This is a genomic window from Staphylococcus sp. FSL W8-1268, assembly GCF_038003965.1.
GTDB lineage: Bacteria > Bacillota > Bacilli > Staphylococcales > Staphylococcaceae > Staphylococcus > Staphylococcus hominis.
This window is the reverse complement of record NZ_JBBOQE010000001.1, coordinates 863,329-881,803: the sequence shown is the minus strand read 5'-3', so window position 1 is coordinate 881,803 and position 18,475 is coordinate 863,329. Positions and strand designations below refer to the sequence as shown.

Below are 18,475 nucleotides of genomic sequence, written 5' to 3'. Positions count from 1 at the left end.
ACTCCTTCTTTTAACATACACTAAATTATAGCATTTTTACCTTTGCAATTCTAAATCAATACACTAAGTTTATACTAGTTCAAATTGTAAAAATTATATTCACAAAAAAGAGACAATTGCTATTTTTAGCTAAGCAATTGTCTCTCTTTATTTATTCTTTTGTTTCAACATTTAATCTATCTAAAATCATTGTATACGCATCATTACCCCATTGCAGTGAGCGTTTAACTCTAGATATCGTAGCTGTTGATGCACCAGATTTCTGTTCTATAGTTGCATAAGTAAAACCTTGCTTTATCATTTTAGCAACTTGAAGTCTTTGAGATAAAGATTGAATTTCATTGACTGTACATAAATCATCAAAGAATTGATAACATTCTTCTCTATCTTTAAGTGTTAAGATGGCATCAAATAATTCATCCAATGCTTCTCCTCTTAATTTTTCAATTTGCATCTCAAGCAACCCCTATTTTCAAATTAAATATAACTATATTTTAACGCATTAATTAATTAAAGTGTAGTTATTTCAATTGAACATGCTAAAACTATATTAGTAACTATTCTAAATTAGCACGTTTGAAAATGGTATCGACTTGGTTCAAATGATGTTTTGGATCAAAACACTCGTCTAATTCTTCTTTAGATAAAACATTTGTAATGGTTGAATCTTGTTCTATAAGTTCACGGAAAGGTGTTTTAGTTTCCCAAGATTTCATCGCTTTAGGTTGTACTTTATCGTATGCTTCTTCACGAACCATACCTTTATTAATTAATGCAAGTAAAACGCGTTGTGAAAAAATAAGACCAAATGTTTTATTAATATTATTTCTCATATTATCTTCAAATACTGTTAAACGGTCGATAATATTAGTAAATCTATTTAAAGCATAATCTAATGCAATTGTTACATCTGGTAACATAATTCGCTCTGCAGAAGAATGAGATATGTCTCGTTCATGCCATAATGGGACATTTTCATAAGCAGTTGTAATATAACCACGAATCACTCTTGAAATACCTGTAATATTTTCTGAACCGATTGGATTACGTTTATGCGGCATTGCTGATGATCCTTTTTGACCTTTTGCAAATGCTTCTTCAACTTCTCTCGTTTCAGTTTTTTGTAAATTACGAACTTCTACAGCAAATTTTTCTAATGATGTCGCAATTAACGCTAAAGTTGCAATGTAATAAGCGTGACGATCACGTTGAAGTGTTTGAGTTGATACAGGGGCTGTGTCAATTCCAAGATGTTTACAAACGTAACTTTCAATTTCAGGAGGAATATTGGCAAATGTTCCTACTGCGCCACTCATTTTCCCAACTTCAATTTCTTTACGTACCTCTTTAAAACGTTTTAAATTACGTTTCATTTCTGTATACCATAATGCCATTTTTACGCCAAAAGTGGTTGGCTCAGCATGAACACCGTGTGTACGACCCATCATTAATGTATATTTATATTTTTTAGCTTTTTCTTCAAGTACTTTAATAAAGCGTTCAATATCTTTTTCAATAATTTCATTCGCTTGTTTAATTACATAACTTAATGCAGTATCTACAACATCTGTAGAAGTTAATCCATAATGAACCCATTTACGTTCTTCTCCAAGTGTTTCAGATACTTGTCTTGTAAATGCTACTACATCATGACGTGTTTCTTGTTCAATTTCTTTTGCACGATTGACATCCACTTTAGCATTTTCACGAATTTTTTTTACGTCGTCCTTAGGAATATACCCTAATTCACTCCAGGCTTCACAAGCAAGAATCTCCACTTCTAACCATGCTTCATATCTATTTTGGTCTGTCCAAATACTAGACATTTCTTCTCTTGAATAACGTTCAATCATTATTAAACTCCTATCTTATGTAATTATTTTTATAAAAAGCTGTACATTAAATCGTTTTTAAGTAAAATAGTTCGTATTTAACTCTATATTTATAGTTTAACAGATTCTATACTAAAAGTATAAAGATTTTTTATTCTAATTGAATATAGGTTTACGAACTTTATAAAAATATTAAAAGGTCTCTGACTTCTAAATTGTCAAAGACCCATATATGAGCAGTTATTAAATGTCATTTTCTATTTTCTTACCAACAAATTGAATATCTTGTCGTAATATCTTTATATTTCCTTGTTTATCTTCAAAGTAAACAGGTTTTTCAATACGTCTGACTGGCATGTATCCTTCTTTTCTCATACGTGCAATACAATCTGAAATAGTTTCATTTTCATTTACCTTGAACTTCACTATGTTCCACAACACTTTCTATTTCTTCTACTTCATATGCTTTTACTTTCTTAGTTCGAACACCTTTAGTCCAGAATCCACCGTGAATGGCTCTAGGTTCATACGCAATGATAAATGCTTTTTCATCTAAACTACGAACAGTTTCCATTAATTTTCGTTCATAACGTCTAGGTGTTAAAATTTGCATTACCATTCGACTTCCATCTCTACCATGTGCTTCATAGTGAGTAACACCATAACCTAAATTTCGTAACTCTTTAGGTAAATCAAGCTCGTATTCTGCAGATGTTACGTTTACAACTGTATAGCCTAATGCAAGCTTTTCTTCAATTTTCATTCCAACAATGATACCTATTGAGAATCCAAAGGCATATGCAATAATATTTTGAATTTGATCTAAACTAGACATCACTAGCCCTAATCCAACAACATATATTAAAACTTCAAGAAAACTTACTACTGCTGCCATATAACGATATCCTTTTAACGTTAAAATCGTACGCATTGTAAGAAATGTAACATAAAAAACGTTAATGATGAATATCGCTAATACCATTATCCATGGATTTGACGTAATTACTGACATATTATTCCTCATTTCATTTAACTAAAATTCGAAATAATTTTATCAGTCACAAATAATTTTGTCACTAAAAACTAATAGTAATTAAATCATTTAATTATTAGAGTATTCATTTATTCTTTTGTAGATGAATGTTTAGGCCAAGTATAGCGAGTATATGCCAATTCTCTTTTATGTGCATTTTTAACATAATGATTCTCTATCGTTGTTTTTGCATCACTTGGTACTTCTTTGCCCTCTAAGTAGTCATCAATTTGATTATAAGTTACCCCTAATGCTTCCTCATCAGGTAATTGAGGTTTATCATCTTCTAAATCAGCAGTAGGCACTTTTTCATATAAATGTGTTGGCGCTTCTAAATATTCTAAAAGCTGTCTACCTTGGCGTTTATCTAGTCCAAAGATAGGTGCAATGTCAGCAGCACCGTCACCATATTTAGTATAAAAACCTGTGATATTTTCAGCTGAATGGTCCGTTCCTATAACAATACCACTACGATTTGAAGCAATAGAAAATTGTACTTTCATGCGCTCTCTTGCTTTTTCATTTCCTCTTTGGAAATCTGTAAGTTCAATACCCGCTTCTTTCAATGATGCTACACTTTGATCTACTGCTGGTTTAATATTAACTGTAATCACTTCATCAGGTTGAATAAAATGAAGTGCATCTTCTACTTCATCAGCATCCTTTTGTTTACCATAGGGAAGTTTAACTGCTATAAATTGGCATTCTCTTCCTTCTTTACGGAGTTCTTCAACTGCTAATTGCGCTAATTTACCAGTAAGTGTAGAATCTTGACCACCAGATATGCCAAGTACTAATGACTCAATAAATGTATGTGATTGAACATAGTTTTTAATGAATTGGATAATCTCACGAATTTCTTGTTGACTATCAATATGTTTCTTTACTTTCATTTCTTTTACTACGATATCTTGTAAATTAGTCATTGTCTTCCTCCATTTCCTTAACATGTTCTGTCACTTCAAGAATGCGCTTTTGTTTATTATTCCAACAACTTGTGCTTAAATCTACTGGATATTCTTGTGGATTTAAATAACGTTTATTTTCTTCCCACAATTGTGATAATGATTGTTTTAAATAATCTTGAGTTTCTTTTTCACTTGGTAAGTCATAAACTAATTTACCATTTTCGAAAATTGAATGATGTAAATCAATTGCTTCAAAATGCTTAACATGTTTCATTTTATAAGTATGAACTGGATGGAACATCTTTAATGGTTTTTCTTTATTAGGATTTTCATGTTCAAGCGTGATATAGTCACCTTCAGCCTTGCCAGTTTTAGTATTAATAATACGATATACTTTTTTCTTACCAGGCGTAGTAACTTTTTCCGCATTATTTGATAGCTTGATACGATCTACATATTCACCTTCATTATTTTCAACAGCGACAAGCTTATAAACTGCTCCTAAGGCTGGTTGATCATAACCCGTGATCAATTTAGTCCCTATACCCCAAGAATCTACTTTTGCACCCTGTGCCTTTAAACTGGTAATTGTTTGCTCATCTAAATCATTTGAAGCAATGATTTTTGCGTCTTTAAAGCCTGCATCATCAAGCATACGACGAGCTTTTTTCGATAAATATGCAATGTCACCAGAATCTAATCTTATACCTATAAAATTAATGGAATCTCCTAATTCTTTTGCAACTTTAATTGCAGTTGGTACCCCTGATTTTAAAGTGTGGAACGTATCTACTAAAAACACACAATTTTTATGTCGTTCTGCATAAATCTTAAATGCTTTATACTCATCACCATATGTTTGAACTAGTGCATGAGCATGAGTTCCGGAAACTGGAATACCAAATAATTTGCCTGCTCGGACATTACTTGTTGAATCAAACCCACCAATATATGCTGCACGTGCTCCCCAAACTGCGGCATCAATTTCTTGTGCACGTCGTGTACCAAATTCCATTAACGTATCTTGTGGTGCAACTTGACGAATTCTACTAGCTTTCGTTGTAATAAGCGTATGAAAATTTACAATATTAAGTAAAATCGTTTCAATAAGTTGAGCTTGAATTAATGGCGCTTCTACTCGTAATAATGGTTCATTCCCAAAACACAATTCCCCTTCTTGCATCGCGCGAATATTCCCTGTAAATTTCAAATTTTTAAGATATTTTAAAAAATCATTTTTATATCCTATTGATTGTAAATATTCGATATCAGAATCACTAAAATGGAAGTTTTCTATAAATTGAATCATCCTTTTTAACCCATTAAAAACAGCATATCCACTTCCAAATGGCATATTTCTGAAATACAAATCAAACACTGCATTTCTTTCATGAATACCGTCATTCCAGTAACTTTCTGCCATATTTATTTGATATAAGTCATTATGTAACATTAAACTATCATCTTCGTAACGATACATCCTCATCTCTCCTAACAACCTTTTTGTATATTTTATCACAATTCAGTAATAGTGAGTATTTTCGATAATAGTCTTTAATTTAAAAATTAAATTTTTTTAATTCGACAAATTCATGACATAAGTATTTATTGTATGTGTTATATCAGTTACTCGCTTATAATACTATTGAGGTGATTATATGCTATTAGAAGAAGCTACAAATTTTATCCAAACTATGTATGGTGAATTAAATTACTCAAATCATACTATTTCTAAACGTATCACTGAGATAGGGAAAGAAATCAATCGGACAGGTACCTATACACATACTTATGAAGAACTAAATTATGGCGCTAAAATGGCATGGCGTAATTCCAATCGATGTGTCGGGCGCTTATTTTGGGAATCATTAAATGTTGTGGATGCACGCGATATTTATACAGAACAACATTTCTTAGATGCGCTTCATAATCATTTAAACAAAGCAACAAATGGCGGTAAAATCAAACCATATATCACTATATTTTCTTCAACTGATGCACCTAAAATATATAACAATCAATTAATACGTTACGCAGGATATGAAGATAAAGGTGATCCATCAGAACGCGAGATAACACAATTAGCTAATCATTTGGGATGGAAAGGCAAAGGTTCAGACTTTGACGTGCTTCCTCTTATTTATCAATTACCAAATTCACCTATAAAATATCATGAATTTCCAGCTTCATTGATTAAAGAAGTAGATATAGAACATGATCAATTTCCAAAGCTGAAAGATTTACATTTAAAATGGTATGGTGTTCCTATTATTTCTAATATGGATTTGAAAATAGGTGGAATTACATATCCAACTGCTCCTTTTAATGGTTGGTATATGGTCACTGAAATTGCAGTTCGTAATTTTACTGATACTTACCGCTATAATTTGCTTGAAAAAGTTGCAGAAACATTTGAATTTGGTACACTTAAAAATAATTCATTTAATAAAGATCGTACATTAGTAGAATTAAATTATGCAGTTTATCACTCTTTTAAATCACAGGGTGTTTCTATTGTTGACCACTTAACTGCTGCTAAACAATTTGAATTATTTGAAGAAAAAGAGGAACAGCATCATCGTGATGTTACTGGAAAATGGTCATGGTTAGCCCCACCGTTATCGCCAACGTTAACTGCTAATTACCATCATGGATACAAAAATATTATTAAAGACCCTAATTTCCATTATAAAAAAGCGACACCGATGAAATGTCCATTCCACTAATGTACAAGATTCATGAGGTGACAATTCATCATGCATTTATATTATTTAGGTCCCGAAGGTACATTTTCATATTTAGCTGCTAAAAAATATTTTTCAAAAGATAATTTTAACTTCATACCAAAGTCTAATTTATATGAAGTCATTAAGGCAGTAAATAGTGACGCTCAATCTGTAGCAATTGTACCCATAGAAAATTCAATTGAAGGAACTATAAACATTGTGGCAGATGCACTAGCTCAACAACATGTTTTTGCACATGGGGAAATACATTTAGATATTAATTTTGGTTTATATGCGACAAGGGACTCAAAGATAGAAAATATAAAAAAGGTATACTCTATCGCACCAGCCATCAGTCAAACAAGCCAATACATTCAAAAACATCAATTTTCTTACGATTATGTTGAGAGTACGATTCAAGGATTAGAAAAAATCTCCTCGGATGTAGCAGCCATTGTCCCTGTAGGTAGTGGTGAAATGTACGGATATACTGCTATAGAGAGTAATATTCAAGATTACCCGCATAATGTTACACGTTTTTTAGTCATAAAAAATGATAATGACTTTGAGTCTAAAACGAATAACACAATGCTATTAATTACTCCTAAGTATGACAAAGCTGGATTACTGGCAAGTATACTGACTACATTTGCATTATTTGATATTAATTTATCATGGATTGAATCAAGACCACTGAAAACTCAACTGGGTATGTATCGCTTCTTCGTACAAGCAGATACCGGGCTATCAGATAATTTGAATAAAGTTATATCAATATTAGAAACATTAGATTTTTCAGTGAAAATTATTGGTGCTTTTCATCGTCAATAAAAGGGAGTGGACAATATTTGTGTTGAATGTATCCTTTCATTCTGAAAACCTAGCCGCATCATATTAAAAATGCCTAGGACCACTCATGAACTCATGATGTCCCAGGCTCTTTTTATATATTTATTTAAAATATTAAGATAAAACATACATAATGAATATATGATTTCAAGATATTTAATTTTATTTTAAATTTAATGTATCAGAAATATCAAATCCTAAAATATATGGCATTAAGAAATAAACAACTACTATAATAATCACTGCAGAAATTAAATTAACCCAAACTCCTACTTTAGCCATTTCTTTAATACTCAACTTACCTGATCCAAATATAATAGCATTTGGGGGTGTTCCTACTGGTAACATGTAAGCACAGTTTGCTGCCATAGCTGCGGGTACCATTAATAACATTGGATGTACACCTACTGCTACAGATAGCGCAGCAAGAATAGGTAAAATCATTGTAGCAGTTGCTGTATTTGAAGTCACTTCTGTTAAAAATAACACAAATATTGTAATGACAATAACTATTACTAGTGGATGCACCCCATCTAACATTTTTAGTTGCTCACCTAGCCATTTTGCTAAACCACTTTCTGAAATTCCTTTTGCTAAAGCTAAGCCTCCACCAAATAATATAAGTACACCCCATGGTAATTCTTTTGCCACTTCCCAATCAATAATTCGCTTATGTTTTTCTTTACTTTTAGCCGGAAATATAAAAAGTAAAATAGAAATAAATATTGCAATTGTACCGTCTGCAACTTCAGATGTTATTGAAAAACTTTTTAAAATAAATTCTCTTGTTATCCATAGTAAACTTGCAAGAATAAAAATAGCTTGAACCACTTTTTCTTCATAAGACATTTTACCAAGACGATTGAGTTTATCTTCAATCAATGTTTGACCACCCGGTAAATACTTCAAATCATGTCTAAATGCGATAAATCTTAAATAAGCCCATGCTAATGCTATTAAAATAATGACTGTAGGAATACCAACAATCATCCATTTAGCAAAGCTAATTTCTTGTCCAAAATGTTGTTCAAATTGTCCTTTTAGTATAATGAGTGGCGGTGTTCCAATAAGTGTACCTAATCCTCCGATGGTCCCAGAATAACCAATAGCTAAGACAAGTGATTTTTCAAACTTCGAAATACTATCTGATTTAACGTCATCATCTTTCAACTCATTCGCTTCTTTAATAATTGCTAAACCAATAGGTATCATTATCATAACAGCCGCTGTATTTGATACAAACATTGATAGGAATCCTGTAGCAATCATGAAGCCTAATAATATTTTACTCGTGCTTGCGCCAATATATCTAATAATAGTTAAAGCTACACGTGTATGTAAATTCCATCTTTCCATAGCAATTGCAAGAATAAAACCACCTAAAAATAAAAAGATAATATCATTACCATATTCAGAAGAGACTTGTTCAGGCGAAAGTACATGTCCTAAAGGCAAAAGTATGAGTGGTAAAAAACTCGTTGCAGCAATTGGTATCGCTTCTGTAATCCACCAAATAGCTATCCACACCGTAATTCCTAAAACATATACCCCTTTGAAAGGAAGTTCTACTGGATGAAAGAATGATAAGATAAGAACAAACAATAACGGTCCTAAAATGAGCCCCAATAATTGCCCCATAGAATAAGATTGATTTGTATGATCTTTTTTAGAAAAAAATGTTAAGTATTGTGCATTTCTTCGAAAACCTGATTGCTTAGCCATCTAATTCTCCCCCTTTAAAATTAGAAACTTAACTTAATATATTCTATTTTTAGAAATATGGCATCATCTCAACAAAGTTGATTTGATACCTATTATATTGCAAACAAGCCTCATAGAAATCTGACTTTTTTGAAAATATATAATGATATTATAACATAAAAGAAAACGCTTTATTATATATCATAATAAAGCGCGTATCATTTATTTTTCATCTATAATTATACCTTTTTAAATTAAATACTAATCAATATTAATTTTTTTAACTTTAACTTTATCATTTTGATTAAATGTCAAATTAGAAATATCTTCTAAATGTAATCTTTGTGTCGAATGATTAAACGAATTACCTGCAATAAAAACATTAGTATGTTTTACATTATTATAACTTCTCACGTGTATAGCATCTCTTTTCATTTCTCCTTCGAAATGATTACCGGTTACAGTCAAATTATCTCCAGCTTGAGTCTTTTGAACTTGTCCTGTAGAAACATCAGCCGCATTTTTTCCATCTTTAACTCCAAGAAAACGAATACCACCATTACAATTTATAAAGGTATTATTTGAGATAAACATTGTCTTTGATTTTAACGGAGTTAATGCATATTCATTCATTCCGTTAAACACATTATTCCTTATATGAATATTTTCGTAAAAGCGATTATAACGACTGGCATGAGAGCCTATCGCTCTATTCCAAGCTTGCATTTTATATTGGTTTGAATTTCCAAAATAGCAATCTTCAATGACAACATTTTTGGTAATCGTGCCATCAGTCGTACCAAATTTAGGAAATGACCCAGGCACTTGAATGTCTAATTGAATTGCTTCAGAAAATGAGCGATCACCATTTACATCAAAAAAGCCTTTAAACTTACAGTCCTTAATATATAAACCATTGATTCCACAAGCATCTAGTGCATGTCCACCTACAACATCAAGTACTGTAATATCTATTAACTCGATATCTTCAGCATGACCTATAGACATTGCGGTATTATTGTAGGGGTACTTTGAACCGTTCATATCAAATATACCACCTTTTATTTTAATATGCCCATTTCCTTGATATCCATGATAGAAACCAAATTTTTTACCATTTTTTAACAATGCATCTCTCGAGTGACGCTGCAAGATGGTATCATCTTCTAATATTAAAGTGGTATGATCATATATCACTAATGCTTTACTAATATAATAAGTCCCAGATGGTATATAAACTGTATGTTCTCCGTATCTTGCGGCATTAAGTGCTTTTTGTATAGCTTTAGTATCTCTTCGTTTATGTTTTCCTTTTAAACCAAAATCCTGTGCATTGATCAATATTTTTTATCCCCTATCTTATGTTGTTATTAAATATATTTGTAACCATAATGGTGTATAGCTATACTATATTTATAATTTAATATTATACATTTTTTAAGGTATTCAAACATTTATTAAGAAAGGGATGTTTATTATGACTAACAAAGCATTGATTGTTGTAGATTATTCTTATGATTTTATCGCTGATGACGGCCGATTAACTTGTGGTAAACCAGGCCAAGATATTGAACAGTTTATTGTAGAAAGACTCAATCAATATCAACATCAACATGATAATATCTTTTTCATGATGGATTTACATTTTGAAGAAGACCCGTATCATCCTGAAACTAAATTATTCCCACCACATAACATTGAAGGCACTTCAGGTCGTCAATTATATGGTAAGGTAAAATCATTTTTTGATAAATATAAAAATGAAGATACTGTACATTATTTAGATAAGCGACGTTATGATTCTTTTTATGGTACTGCTTTAGATAGTTTATTAAGAGAAAGACATATTGATACTGTTGAAATTGTAGGTGTATGTACTGATATATGTGTACTCCATACAGCAATTTCTGCTTATAATTTAGGCTATCATATTATTATCCCTGAACAAGGTGTTGCCTCATTTAATGAAGAGGGTCATCAGTTCGCTTTAGCTCATTTTAAAAACTCATTAGGTGCAAAGGTAGAAGTTATCAATTAAAACATGCTAAAATAAGGATAAATTTAAAAATTAAGGGTGAATAAATCAATGGCAAAAACTTATATTTTTGGACATCAAAATCCGGATACAGATGCAATATCTTCAGCTATTATAATGGCTGATTTTGAACAACAAACTGGAAATTCTGAAGCAACTCCTTATCGCTTAGGTGAAGTGAGTGCTGAAACAAAATATGCATTAGATCATTTTAAAGTTGATGCACCAACTTTATTAAATGATGATTTAGAAGGTCAAGACGTTATCTTAGTTGACCACAATGAATTCCAACAAAGTGCTGAAACTATTGCTAAAGCGAATATTGTGAATGTCGTAGATCATCATAGAATTGCGAACTTTGAAACAGCAGGTCCTTTATACTATCGTGCAGAACCTGTAGGTTGTACTGCTACAATTCTTTATAAAATGTATAAAGAACGTAACTTTAAGATTAAACCTGAAATTGCTGGATTAATGATTTCAGCTATTATTTCAGATAGTTTATTATTTAAATCTCCAACATGTACTGAAGAAGATGTAAATGCTGCTAAAGCATTAAAAGACATTGCTAATGTCGATTTAGATGAATATGGTTTAGAAATGTTGAAAGCAGGTGCTTCAACAACTGATAAATCTGCTGAAGAGTTATTAAATATGGATGCTAAATCATTTAATATGGGAGATTATGTTACTCGTATTGCTCAAGTCAATACTGTAGATATTGATGAAGTCTTAAATCGTAAAGATGAATTGGAAAAAGCAATGTTAGAAACAAGTGCAAACGAAAAATATGATTTATTTGTATTAGTTGTCACTGATATTATTAACAGTGATTCTAAAATTTTAGTTGTCGGGGCTGAAAAAGATAAAGTTGGTCAAGCCTTCAATGTTCAATTAGATGATGGTATGGCTTTCTTATCAGGTGTAGTTTCTCGTAAAAAACAAGTTGTACCTCAAATCACTGAAATTTTAACTAAATAATTCATATTTTAATTCATATATAATAAGGCTGAGATAGTAGGTTACTTAACTCTCAGCCTTTTTTTAATTTATTTTAATCATTCATTCAAATGTTTTAACCTTGGATACATTTAACTAAAATTATATAGTCAATCACACCTATAACGGTATTAGGATTGACTGTACAGGAGGTACTACAATTGAATTTAATAGAAAAACAATTTCAAGAAAGTAAACAGTTTTTTAAAACACATCAAACTAAAGATATCAAATTTCGTAAACAACAATTAAAATTATTAAGTAAAAGTATTAAAGACCATGAAACAGAATTATTAGAGTCATTAAAAATAGACTTAGGGAAAGGTTCAGTAGAAGCGTATGCTACTGAAATTGGTATACTTTTAAAAAGTATAAAAACAGCTCGTAAAGAATTAAAAAACTGGGCTAAAACTAAGCAAGTAGATACACCCCTATTTATGTTTCCATCAAAGAGTTATATTAAGCCTGAGCCCTATGGGACAATATTAATTATCGGTCCATTTAATTATCCTGTACAACTTTTATTCGAACCTCTTATTGGTGCTATAGCAGCTGGTAATAACGCCATCATTAAACCTTCTGAACTTACTCCTCATGTTGCACAAGTAGTGCGAAAAGTGATTGAAGATGTGTTTGCAAGCGATTTTGTAGCTGTCGTTGAAGGTGGCGTTGAAGAAACTCAAACATTAATCAATCTTCCATTTGATTATATATTCTTTACTGGTAGCGAAAATGTAGGTCGAATTGTTTACGAAGCAGCAAGTAAAAATTTAGTTCCTGTCACACTTGAACTTGGTGGTAAATCACCAGTGATTGTAGATGAAACTGCTAATATTAAAGTAGCAAGTGATCGTATTAGCTTCGGTAAATTCACCAATGCTGGTCAAACTTGTGTAGCACCAGATTATATTTTAGTGAATAGAAAAGTTAAAAATGAATTAATTCAAGCATTTAAACAATCTATTGAAGAATTCTATGGCAAAAATATTCAAAATAGCCCTGATTTTGGACGTATTGTTAATACAAAACATTTCAATCGACTTTCTGAATTATTAGCAATACATCGTAATGAAGTGATTTTTGGTGGGCATACTGATGAAAATGAACAATATATCGAACCTACAATTTTAGACGGTATTACTCCACAATCTAAAATTATGGAAGAAGAAATTTTTGGTCCATTATTACCAATCATCGTCTACGATGATTTTAATGAAGCGATAGATATTATTCAAAGCAAATCTAAACCTCTAAGCTTATATTTATTTAGTGAAGATGAAAATACAACGAACTGTGTGCTAGAAGAATTGTCATTTGGTGGCGGTGCAATCAATGACACTTTAATGCATTTAGCTAACCCAAATTTACCCTTTGGTGGCGTAGGTGCTTCAGGAATTGGCGAATATCATGGCAAATATTCATTTGATACATTTAGTCATATGAAATCATATATTTTTAAATCTACTCGACTAGATTCGAGTATTATCTATCCCCCTTATAAAGGTAAATTCAAATATATTAGAACATTTTTCAAAAACTTATAAAAAAATCCCTATAATGGCTCACTTTACAAGTGTTTACATTATAGGGGTATTTTTTATCTATAACGATGAATTCAAGAAATCAACAAATACACCTTCAGGTGCGGTATACTGATTGTCAGTAGCAATCAACATACCACTATTTGTATCACGTCTAAATACTGTTAACGCGTAATTTCCTTCTTGATGTGCACATACAAGGTATTCATCTGACTCAGTAATATTAAAATCTCTTGGAAATTCTCCCCCGCTTTTTACTATTTCAACTGGGTTAATTCCTTTTCCATCATCAACTACTGTAAATATCGCTATACTATCATGTCCACGATTACTAATATATAAATTTTGTTCATCATGAGATAGTCTCACAGCTGCTAATTTAGTTTCTCCAGTGAAATCTTCAGGAATCGTTAAATGACGTTCAATTTCTTCAAATTTTCCATCATGATATTGTACAACGCTTACTCTATTAGATAACTCATGAACAACATACGCGTATTTCCCATTATTATGGAATTCAATATGACGCGGTCCATCTTCAGCATGGAATTCTGATACCGCATGTTCTTTAAACCCTTCAACTCCGAATGTATATGTTACAATTTTATCTGCACCTAAATCAGTCACAGCTACATATTTATGGTCAGGGGTTTCTCTAATGAAATGAACATGATTATGATCTTGACGCTCATGTGTTCCAGTTGGATAACTATGTTCTAACTCTTCAATTAATTTTACCACTTCGCCTGTGTCAGGATTAAGTTGATATATACGTGCTATTCCAGCAGTATAAACCGCTTCGAATAAGAAGTTATGATCACTAGAAACAGAAATATAACACCCTGTTCCATTCTCTGAAGCTAAACATTTATTAATGAGTGTAAGCTGTCCATTCTCGCCTTTTTTAAATGCAGCTACACCACATGCCTCATTCTCTTTAGTAATTGCATACAAAAATTGTTCAGTTTGAGCAAGATAAGTCGATGCTTCGATATCATATCCTGTATCTACTGATTGTATTTCTCCATTATCTTCATTAAGTTCGAATATATAAATACCCTTACCTTCTTTTTTTGTATAAGATCCCACATAACCTTTAGTTGTCATTTTAATACCTCCATTATATTCAATATCATTAATATTTATACTAGCTAATTGTATTTATTTAAGAGTAATAAAAAAAACCAGTAACTTCAAATGAAATTACTGGTATATGGTACATCGTTGCATTAAGCATTATTGCTTTCAATATCAGATACGATTTCTTTTGTTTTTCTTTCGATATCTTCAAAGTCTTTTTTGAAAATAAAGCCAAATACTACTACTACTACACCAACAACTAGTGCTGTAATAGCTGTAAAGCTTAATAAGAATTTAAATAAACCTTTAATGAAATCCCACATTTATGTTTCACCCCTGTACTTAAAATAAATACGTTTACATTAAATAATTTTAACATAGTTAACGTTATGATTAAATACATACCTTTTTATATATTATTTCAAACCTAAAATTAAAGATTTTTAAAAAATCAAATATTTTTTCTTTATTTATAATGAATGACATTTGTCTTATTTACACAGTGAATTACTATCATATATAAATAAACATTATAAGGCTTTAAATTTAATATAAATTATTGTTCAATATAAATAATAAAACAAATGATAGGAGGATTTTTCATGCAAGAAGTTAAGTCAGATATTATGACCTTTCGCGGATCACATTTTGATTTAGGTATCAAAACTGCTCAGTGGTTAAAACAGACGCCCTTACTAGAAAATAGAGAACGTGAATGGAAGAAGCGTATACCTCGTTTTGACATTGATGTTAATGAAACATATAGCATTTTCCAAACGTATGCACCAGAAATCTGGGAAGAATTATTAGGAATGCAAGAGATATTAAATTTACCGACTAAACAAATGATTTTAAATTTCGGTCACTATCGTTTTACTGATTTAAATGAAAGTGGATGTACAGTTTTTCAAGGTAAAGATTATATGGTTCGTAATTATGACTATCATCCTGCTACATATGATGGCAGATATCTTCTTTATCAACCAAATGATGGTGGACTCGCGCAAATAGGACCAACCTCTAGAGTAACTGGTCGTATGGATGGTATGAATGAAGCAGGTCTTGTGATGGGATATAATTTTATGCACCGTAAGCATCCTGCAAATGGATTTGTATGTTATATGGTAGGACGACTTGTCTTAGAATATTGTAAAGATGTAAAAGAAGCAATTCAATTTCTAAAAGAGTTACCCCATAGAAGTTCATTTAGTTATATTTTAATGGATAAGCATTTAAATCATGCAATTGTTGAAATTACGCCACGCTCATTTGATGTTAGATATGATAAAGTTTGTACTAATCACTTTGAAATATTAACACATGAAAATCGTAACTATACCAAAGAATCTAAAGAACGTCTTGCTCGCACAATTAGTCAAACTTCAGAAGATATAGATAAATATACTGCGTTTAAACTTTTTAATGATCCTAAATATGACATTTATAGTAAGTTATTTAAAAGTTGGTCAGGAACGATTCATACATCAATGTATGAACCTAAACATTTAAAAGCTTGGATGACATTAGGTGAGAATAGACCCCCTCTATCTATCGACTTTCAATCATGGTTAGAGGGTCATGAACTTGATTTAATAGAATTTACTGGAAAGCTAGATACTGATTTAACATTTGCTACGTATTAATAAAAAAAGATTAGATAAACGTTTTAAAATTTAATTAATCAACGTTTTGTCTAATCTTTTTCATCCTATTTAATATTTATATCACCTTTAACGTTATAACACTCTATAATATTATAACTATTACCTACTTTGCTATCTTTAAAATAAGGATTCTTAATGTTATTGTCACCCATTCCTGGATGTAGTTTTAACAAGGTGTCTTTAGGCTTAGTTTTATACTCAATGTTTATATCACCTTTTTTACTTGAACTCTTCATATCAATTTGACTTGGCATGTTTTTAAAGTCAAGTTTTCCTTCATTTGTAATGAATAACCCATTTTTCAAGGTACAATGATTAACCACAATATTAGAATTTATTACTTTAAATTGACTATTTTTAATATCACTATTTTTAATATTAATTGTTCCATGATCGCTATAATAATCAATATGATCAAGTTTAGCTTCTTTGATATTTAAATTTTCTCCGTCTTTTCTAATTCTAGCTTTTTTGATATCTATATTATTAATATTTAATTTTCCTAATTTAGCATCAATATTTAATTGTTTTAATTTATCAGGTGGAATGGTTATATGTATGTTGAACTTGCTTCTTTTAAAAGGGTTTAAATTAAAGCTATATCCTCTTTTAGAAGAACGTGATTCTTTTACATTTAAGCTGTCTTTTTGAGTGTTCACTTTTATACTATTGTCCCCGTAATATTTCACTCTAAATGAAGAACCTTGAGTAATAGTGATATCAGAACTATAACTATCTATATTCAATTTGGAGATAGATGATTGATGAAACGTTTCATTATATTTCAATCGTTTATAAATATCTTTATCATGAACAAACCATACCAACGTTGCTGCTAGAAAAAAAACAACAAATATAACTAATCCACTTATTGTTAACTTTTTCATCACTGGATTCTTCCTTTAATTATTTTTATATACCATGATAAATATTTTAAAACAAGTTTATATAAATTCTGAACAATTTTTATTATTGCAACGAACACTAATATACCTATTCCAGCATAAGAAATACTATAAAGAAAATTACTAAAAGAGTCAGGAGTGCCTTTAAGGATACTAATAATAATTAATAAGATAGGTAAACAAATAAGCACAATTGAAATGACGAAAACAAAGGCTAGAAATATTAAGAATATTATAATTGGGATAACAATTAAGAAAAAAGAAATAACACCCAAACTTAATGATGCCATAATAGCTTTTACAATATTACGAAAGTTAGGTGTAACTTTTGCATGTGAAATTGCTTCTTTAGCTTTTATTTCTTTTCCAATAGTATAAGGATTTTTCAAATCATCTAATATTTGAGCATCTGTTTTGCCTTTTGTTTCTTGATTATAAAAGATATCTTCATATTCATTCATTACTTTATCTTTTTCTTTACGTGGTAAATCATCAAGCTCCGTTTCCAGTTCATTCAAAAAAGTAATTTTATCCATTTTCTTTCACATACTTTCTTAAAATATAAATTTATTTTTATTAACTATCAACGACTAAAGAATTCAATTCGCTTAACAATATTATCTTTATATAAAATTGATAATTTCATGTGATGATCTTTATCAAGATACACTAAAGCATCATAACCTTTACCTACCTTATCTTTGTCATAGTTATAACCTAGATTATCTATAACAGCATCGATTTGGTCACCTATATGAACATCAAAATTTGTGTTAACAAAAGTATCTTTAACTAAGATAATTCCTTTAATTTTGTGATGTTTTTTCTTGACTTTTATTGTTAAATTTTTATATTTATTATGATTATAAAAAACATACCTATCTAATTTCACATGCTTATTTAAACTATATTCTGAGTTATCAAACGTTTCATTAAGCTTTAAATGATTAATTTCTACATCACTTAAATCAACCGTTTTTTCATTTTTATAAATTGTCAATCCTAGTACAACTAATAAAGAAATGACAATAAATAAAATTGAGATAACCCATCTATTTTGAATATGCAATAGGACCACCACTTATATACTTATTTTTTTTAATATATCATAACTATGATTATATTCAAAAAATATTAAAGTACCTTTCAATGCAAATAAAACTGGCGACAAAAATTGAACGTATCGTCGCCAGTTTTATTAA

General features: G+C 30.4%; 19 protein-coding genes. 6 read left to right on the top strand and 13 right to left on the bottom strand.

The features are described from left to right. Window positions 1-151: 151 nt before the first annotated feature. The 6 genes from NST64_RS04480 to NST64_RS04455 form a co-directional block, all read right to left on the bottom strand. Complete coding sequence (locus tag NST64_RS04480; protein ID WP_002450083.1) at window positions 152-454, bottom strand: YerC/YecD family TrpR-related protein; 303 nt, start codon at window positions 452-454, stop codon at window positions 152-154. Window positions 455-557: 103 nt separating this feature from the next. Next, entirely contained in the window at window positions 558-1,853 is a 1,296-nt protein-coding gene (gene purB / locus NST64_RS04475) for an adenylosuccinate lyase (protein ID WP_002450041.1), read from the bottom strand. Window positions 1,854-2,075: 222 nt separating this feature from the next. Further along, complete coding sequence (locus tag NST64_RS04470) at window positions 2,076-2,258, bottom strand: NETI motif-containing protein (protein WP_002455112.1); 183 nt, start codon at window positions 2,256-2,258, stop codon at window positions 2,076-2,078. Next, entirely contained in the window at window positions 2,239-2,844 is a 606-nt protein-coding gene (locus NST64_RS04465) for a DUF2179 domain-containing protein (RefSeq protein WP_002450021.1), read from the bottom strand. The genes NST64_RS04470 and NST64_RS04465 overlap by 20 nt, the downstream gene beginning before the upstream one ends. Before the next feature lie 110 nt (window positions 2,845-2,954). Next, window positions 2,955-3,791 carry an ammonia-dependent NAD(+) synthetase gene (gene nadE, locus NST64_RS04460; protein ID WP_002450018.1) on the bottom strand — a complete coding sequence of 279 codons (837 nt, stop codon included), beginning with the start codon at window positions 3,789-3,791 and terminating at the stop codon, window positions 2,955-2,957. After that, window positions 3,784-5,253, bottom strand: a complete 1,470-nt coding sequence (locus tag NST64_RS04455; RefSeq protein ID WP_002450035.1) for a nicotinate phosphoribosyltransferase — start codon at window positions 5,251-5,253, stop codon at window positions 3,784-3,786. The genes nadE and NST64_RS04455 overlap by 8 nt, the downstream gene beginning before the upstream one ends. Window positions 5,254-5,431: 178 nt before the next feature. Between NST64_RS04455 and NST64_RS04450 the strand changes: the two genes are divergently transcribed. Both NST64_RS04450 and pheA read left to right on the top strand, forming a co-directional pair. Next, complete coding sequence (locus NST64_RS04450) at window positions 5,432-6,499, top strand: nitric oxide synthase oxygenase (protein ID WP_049438073.1); 1,068 nt, start codon at window positions 5,432-5,434, stop codon at window positions 6,497-6,499. A 30-nt stretch (window positions 6,500-6,529) separates the two neighbouring features. Then, the gene (gene pheA / locus NST64_RS04445) at window positions 6,530-7,330 is read left to right on the top strand and encodes a prephenate dehydratase (RefSeq protein ID WP_049417651.1); all 801 of its coding nucleotides are present in this window, start codon (window positions 6,530-6,532) and stop codon (window positions 7,328-7,330) included. Between the two features lie 180 nt (window positions 7,331-7,510). Here the strand turns inward: pheA and NST64_RS04440 are convergent, their stop codons facing one another. Both NST64_RS04440 and NST64_RS04435 read right to left on the bottom strand, forming a co-directional pair. Then, window positions 7,511-9,070, bottom strand: a complete 1,560-nt coding sequence (locus tag NST64_RS04440) for an SLC13 family permease (protein WP_049417653.1) — start codon at window positions 9,068-9,070, stop codon at window positions 7,511-7,513. 240 nt (window positions 9,071-9,310) lie between these two features. Beyond that, entirely contained in the window at window positions 9,311-10,393 is a 1,083-nt protein-coding gene (locus tag NST64_RS04435; protein WP_037554385.1) for a glycosyl hydrolase family 28-related protein, read from the bottom strand. A gap of 133 nt (window positions 10,394-10,526) precedes the next feature. Between NST64_RS04435 and NST64_RS04430 the strand changes: the two genes are divergently transcribed. From NST64_RS04430 to NST64_RS04420, 3 genes are all read left to right on the top strand, one after another. Next, window positions 10,527-11,087 carry a cysteine hydrolase family protein gene (locus NST64_RS04430; RefSeq protein WP_002450084.1) on the top strand — a complete coding sequence of 187 codons (561 nt, stop codon included), beginning with the start codon at window positions 10,527-10,529 and terminating at the stop codon, window positions 11,085-11,087. A gap of 48 nt (window positions 11,088-11,135) precedes the next feature. Continuing rightward, complete coding sequence (locus NST64_RS04425; protein WP_002450056.1) at window positions 11,136-12,065, top strand: manganese-dependent inorganic pyrophosphatase; 930 nt, start codon at window positions 11,136-11,138, stop codon at window positions 12,063-12,065. 179 nt (window positions 12,066-12,244) lie between these two features. Further along, the gene (locus NST64_RS04420) at window positions 12,245-13,627 is read left to right on the top strand and encodes an aldehyde dehydrogenase (RefSeq protein WP_002450045.1); all 1,383 of its coding nucleotides are present in this window, start codon (window positions 12,245-12,247) and stop codon (window positions 13,625-13,627) included. Window positions 13,628-13,684: 57 nt separating this feature from the next. Here NST64_RS04420 and pglS read toward each other — a convergent pair whose 3' ends face one another. Next, window positions 13,685-14,731 (bottom strand): 6-phosphogluconolactonase, encoded by a 1,047-nt coding sequence (gene pglS / locus NST64_RS04415; RefSeq protein ID WP_049417657.1) that lies wholly within the window; start codon window positions 14,729-14,731, stop codon window positions 13,685-13,687. Between the two features lie 122 nt (window positions 14,732-14,853). Further along, window positions 14,854-15,027 (bottom strand): hypothetical protein, encoded by a 174-nt coding sequence (locus tag NST64_RS04410; RefSeq protein ID WP_002450085.1) that lies wholly within the window; start codon window positions 15,025-15,027, stop codon window positions 14,854-14,856. 279 nt (window positions 15,028-15,306) lie between these two features. Between NST64_RS04410 and NST64_RS04405 the strand changes: the two genes are divergently transcribed. Next, the gene (locus tag NST64_RS04405) at window positions 15,307-16,347 is read left to right on the top strand and encodes a C45 family autoproteolytic acyltransferase/hydolase (RefSeq protein WP_049417658.1); all 1,041 of its coding nucleotides are present in this window, start codon (window positions 15,307-15,309) and stop codon (window positions 16,345-16,347) included. A 65-nt stretch (window positions 16,348-16,412) separates the two neighbouring features. Here NST64_RS04405 and NST64_RS04400 read toward each other — a convergent pair whose 3' ends face one another. The 3 genes from NST64_RS04400 to NST64_RS04390 are packed head-to-tail and all read right to left on the bottom strand — an operon-like array spanning window position 16,413 to window position 18,342. Continuing rightward, window positions 16,413-17,255, bottom strand: coding sequence for a DUF4097 family beta strand repeat-containing protein (locus tag NST64_RS04400; protein WP_002455103.1), 843 nt, complete (start codon window positions 17,253-17,255; stop codon window positions 16,413-16,415). Beyond that, the gene (locus NST64_RS04395; RefSeq protein WP_002455102.1) at window positions 17,255-17,809 is read right to left on the bottom strand and encodes an HAAS signaling domain-containing protein; all 555 of its coding nucleotides are present in this window, start codon (window positions 17,807-17,809) and stop codon (window positions 17,255-17,257) included. Before NST64_RS04395 ends, NST64_RS04400 begins: the two co-directional genes overlap by 1 nt. Before the next feature lie 47 nt (window positions 17,810-17,856). Next, window positions 17,857-18,342: a hypothetical protein gene (locus NST64_RS04390; protein WP_002450066.1), complete on the bottom strand. Its 486-nt coding sequence runs from the start codon at window positions 18,340-18,342 to the stop codon at window positions 17,857-17,859. Window positions 18,343-18,475: the final 133 nt, after the last annotated feature.

Coding starts and splice junctions, on each gene's coding strand:
- NST64_RS04430 (WP_002450084.1), top strand. CDS start 10,527: ATGACTAACAAAGCATTGATTGTTGTAGATTATTCTTATGATTTTATC.
- NST64_RS04395 (WP_002455102.1), bottom strand. CDS start 17,809: ATGGATAAAATTACTTTTTTGAATGAACTGGAAACGGAGCTTGATGAT.
- NST64_RS04465 (WP_002450021.1), bottom strand. CDS start 2,844: ATGTCAGTAATTACGTCAAATCCATGGATAATGGTATTAGCGATATTC.
- NST64_RS04450 (WP_049438073.1), top strand. CDS start 5,432: ATGCTATTAGAAGAAGCTACAAATTTTATCCAAACTATGTATGGTGAA.
- pglS (WP_049417657.1), bottom strand. CDS start 14,731: ATGACAACTAAAGGTTATGTGGGATCTTATACAAAAAAAGAAGGTAAG.
- NST64_RS04480 (WP_002450083.1), bottom strand. CDS start 454: ATGCAAATTGAAAAATTAAGAGGAGAAGCATTGGATGAATTATTTGAT.
- NST64_RS04400 (WP_002455103.1), bottom strand. CDS start 17,255: ATGAAAAAGTTAACAATAAGTGGATTAGTTATATTTGTTGTTTTTTTT.
- NST64_RS04455 (WP_002450035.1), bottom strand. CDS start 5,253: ATGTATCGTTACGAAGATGATAGTTTAATGTTACATAATGACTTATAT.
- pheA (WP_049417651.1), top strand. CDS start 6,530: ATGCATTTATATTATTTAGGTCCCGAAGGTACATTTTCATATTTAGCT.
- purB (WP_002450041.1), bottom strand. CDS start 1,853: ATGATTGAACGTTATTCAAGAGAAGAAATGTCTAGTATTTGGACAGAC.
- nadE (WP_002450018.1), bottom strand. CDS start 3,791: ATGACTAATTTACAAGATATCGTAGTAAAAGAAATGAAAGTAAAGAAA.
- NST64_RS04410 (WP_002450085.1), bottom strand. CDS start 15,027: ATGTGGGATTTCATTAAAGGTTTATTTAAATTCTTATTAAGCTTTACA.
- NST64_RS04440 (WP_049417653.1), bottom strand. CDS start 9,070: ATGGCTAAGCAATCAGGTTTTCGAAGAAATGCACAATACTTAACATTT.
- NST64_RS04405 (WP_049417658.1), top strand. CDS start 15,307: ATGCAAGAAGTTAAGTCAGATATTATGACCTTTCGCGGATCACATTTT.
- NST64_RS04425 (WP_002450056.1), top strand. CDS start 11,136: ATGGCAAAAACTTATATTTTTGGACATCAAAATCCGGATACAGATGCA.